Annotated in this window: 2 protein-coding genes; both read left to right on the forward strand. The window is 68.5% G+C overall.

All coding sequences use genetic code 11. From position 1 onward, the window contains the following. The first annotated feature begins 220 nt into the window (after nucleotides 1–220). Entirely contained in the window at nucleotides 221–1747 is a 1527-nt protein-coding gene (gene istA, locus RAMLITH_RS25410; RefSeq protein ID WP_168110270.1) for an IS21 family transposase, read from the forward strand. A gap of 18 nt (nucleotides 1748–1765) precedes the next feature. After that, the gene (gene istB / locus RAMLITH_RS25415; protein ID WP_168110271.1) at nucleotides 1766–2560 is read left to right on the forward strand and encodes an IS21-like element helper ATPase IstB; all 795 of its coding nucleotides are present in this window, start codon (nucleotides 1766–1768) and stop codon (nucleotides 2558–2560) included. Nucleotides 2561–2644: the final 84 nt, after the last annotated feature.

The following is a 2644-nucleotide window of genomic DNA, read 5'->3' on the forward strand; positions in this document are numbered from 1 at the left end:
TGTCACTTTCCACCGTAATCAGGCCACTTCGTTTTCGGCGTAATCAGGCCAGGGGGCCGGGCCGACGGCAGCTGGCGTTTTCGGCGTAATCAAGCCAGCTGTTTTCGGCATATTCAGGCCAGCTCGGCCGTGCAATCGGGCATCTCGGGCGCTTTCGGACCTGCTGCACCCTCGGGGGTTTCGACTCGAGGAGACCGCAGTGGCCCGCAGGAGAATCGAGATGTTTCAGTATCGACAGGCCCTGGTTCGGCTGCGCGCCGGCGACTCCGAGCGCGACATCGCACGCTCGGGCCTCATGGGCCGGCAGAAGCTGGCTGCGGTGCGCGAGCTGGCGCAGGCACGAGGCTGGCTGGATCCCTCGCACCAACTGCCTGACGAGGCGCTCATCGGTGCGGCGCTGGGCGAGCGCCGGCGTGCGGCGTCCACGGTCTCCAGCGTCCAGCCCTGGCGCGAGCTGGTCGCCGAGTGGCAGGACGCGGGGGTGCAGGGCAAGGCCATTCACGCCGCGCTGGTGCGCCTGCATGGCTACGGCGGCAGCTACTCCTCGGTCGCACGGCTGCTGGTGGACCTGCGTGGACGCCGGCCGCCGGACGTCACGGTGCGGCTGGACTTCGAGCCGGGCGAGGCAGCGCAGGTGGACTTCGGCGCCGGCCCGCTCCTGACGCACCCCGATGGCCGGCTGCGGCGGACCTGGGCCTTCGTGATGACGCTCGCGCATAGCCGCCATCAGTACCTCGAGTTCGTGTGGGACCAGACCGTAGCAACTTGGCTCGGGTGCCACCGAAGGGCCTTCGAGTGGTTCGCTGGTGTGCCGCGGCGCCTGGTTATCGACAACCCCAAGTGCGCCATCACCCGCGCCTGCGTGCACGATCCGCAGGTGCAGCGCTCCTACGGCCAGTGCGCCGAAGGCTACGGCTTCCGCATCGATGCCTGTCCGCCGCGCGATCCGCAGAAGAAGGGCATCGTCGAAGCCGGCGTCAAGTACGTCAAGAACAACTTCCTGCCCACGCGCAGCTTCCGGGACTTGGCGGACCTGAACGCCCAGGCCCGGACGTGGGTCCTGCAGGAAGCCGGCTGCCGCGTCCATGGCACCACCCACGCCAAGCCGCTGGCGCTGTACGAGCTGGAGCAGGCACATCTGGGGCCGTTGCCGGCGATCGCACCGGATCTGGGCGAATGGCACCGGGTCACCGTGCACCGCGACTGCCACGTGCAGTTCGATCGCGCCCTGTACTCGGCGCCGTTCCGGCTGGTGGGCCAGACGCTGTGGCTGCGGGCCACGGATGCGGCAGTTGCCCTGTACGAAGACTGGACGCACGTGGCCACGCACGCACGGGCGCTGCGGCCGGGCGAGCGCCGCACCCTGCGCGAGCACCTGCCGCCAGCCGCGCAGGCCTTCTTTGCTCATGACCGGCGCTGGTGCGCCCAGCAGGCGCGCGAGGTCGGTCCCGCCTGCGAGAGCCTGATCGAGCGGCTGCTGGCCGACCGAGTGATGGAGCGCCTGCGCGCCGCACAGGGCGTGCTGCACCTGGTCCAGCAGTTCGGCCGCGAGCGCGTGGAGGCGGCCTGCCAACGCGCGCTGGTGCACGACTCGCCGTATTACCGCACCGTCAAGACCATCCTGCACACCGGCGCCGATCTGCGCGCCGAGTTCGCGGACGTTCCGACCGTGACCTACGGCGCCTCGCGCTTCGCGCGGGACGCCGCCTCCCTGTTCGCCCCGCAGCAGGGTGATTTGCTGCATTGACCTGGAAAGGAGATCGCCATGAACCCGGTTCCCGAACTCGCACCGCAGCTCAAGCAGCTGCGACTCTCAGGCATCCTGGACTCGCTGGAGGCGCGCAACCGCCAGGCCATCGACGGCAAGCTCGCGTACACCGAGTTCCTGGCGATGCTGGTCAGCGATGAAGTGGCCAGACGCGAACAGAAGAAGTTCAGCCTGCGGCTGCGACGGGCGCAGTTCCGCACCAACAAAACCCTGGAGCAGTTCGACTTCGAACGGCTGCCCAAGCTCAATCGCGCCTTGGTCAACGATCTGGCCACGGGCCGCTACCTGCAGGAGAAGGCGCCGGTGCTGATCGTGGGGCCATGCGGCACGGGCAAGAGCCACCTGGCGCAGGCCTTGGGCCACTGCGCCGTGCGCCAGGGCGTGGACGTGGTCTTTACGACCAGCGCCGCGCTGACGCAGGGTCTCAATGCCGCTCGCGCCACCGGCATGTACGACCGGCGGCTGGCGAGCCTGGCGCGCGTGCCGCTGCTGATCATCGACGACTTCGGGCTCAAGCCACTTCGACCGCCCGCCGACGAAGACCTGCATGACCTGGTGGCCGAGCGCTACGAGCAGGCGGCCACCATCGTGACGAGCAACCTGGACTTCACCGAATGGGACCAGGCGTTCCCGGCCAACCGGCTGCTGGCCTCAGCCACCTTGGACCGTCTGCGGCACAACGCCTACTGCATGGTGCTGGACGGCCAGTCCTACCGCGCGCCCAAGCTCTCGCCGGTAGCGGTCAAGCCTCGTCAGCCAGTTGCCGCCGCCGCGAAAAACGGCCATGCTTAACCCTCGCTCGGGATGCCCGTTTGCAGCCGCAACTGGCTTGAATATGCCGGAAACGGATTGGCTCGAAAACGGTGAGAGGTGACA

The sequence above is a fragment of the Ramlibacter lithotrophicus genome, from assembly GCF_012184415.1.
Taxonomy (GTDB): Bacteria; Pseudomonadota; Gammaproteobacteria; order Burkholderiales; family Burkholderiaceae_C; genus Ramlibacter; species Ramlibacter lithotrophicus.

Bases quoted from the DNA above. Each gene is read 5' to 3' on its own strand.
- istA (WP_168110270.1), top strand. From the start codon at position 221: ATGTTTCAGTATCGACAGGCCCTGGTTCGGCTGCGCGCCGGCGACTCC.
- istB (WP_168110271.1), top strand. From the start codon at position 1,766: ATGAACCCGGTTCCCGAACTCGCACCGCAGCTCAAGCAGCTGCGACTC.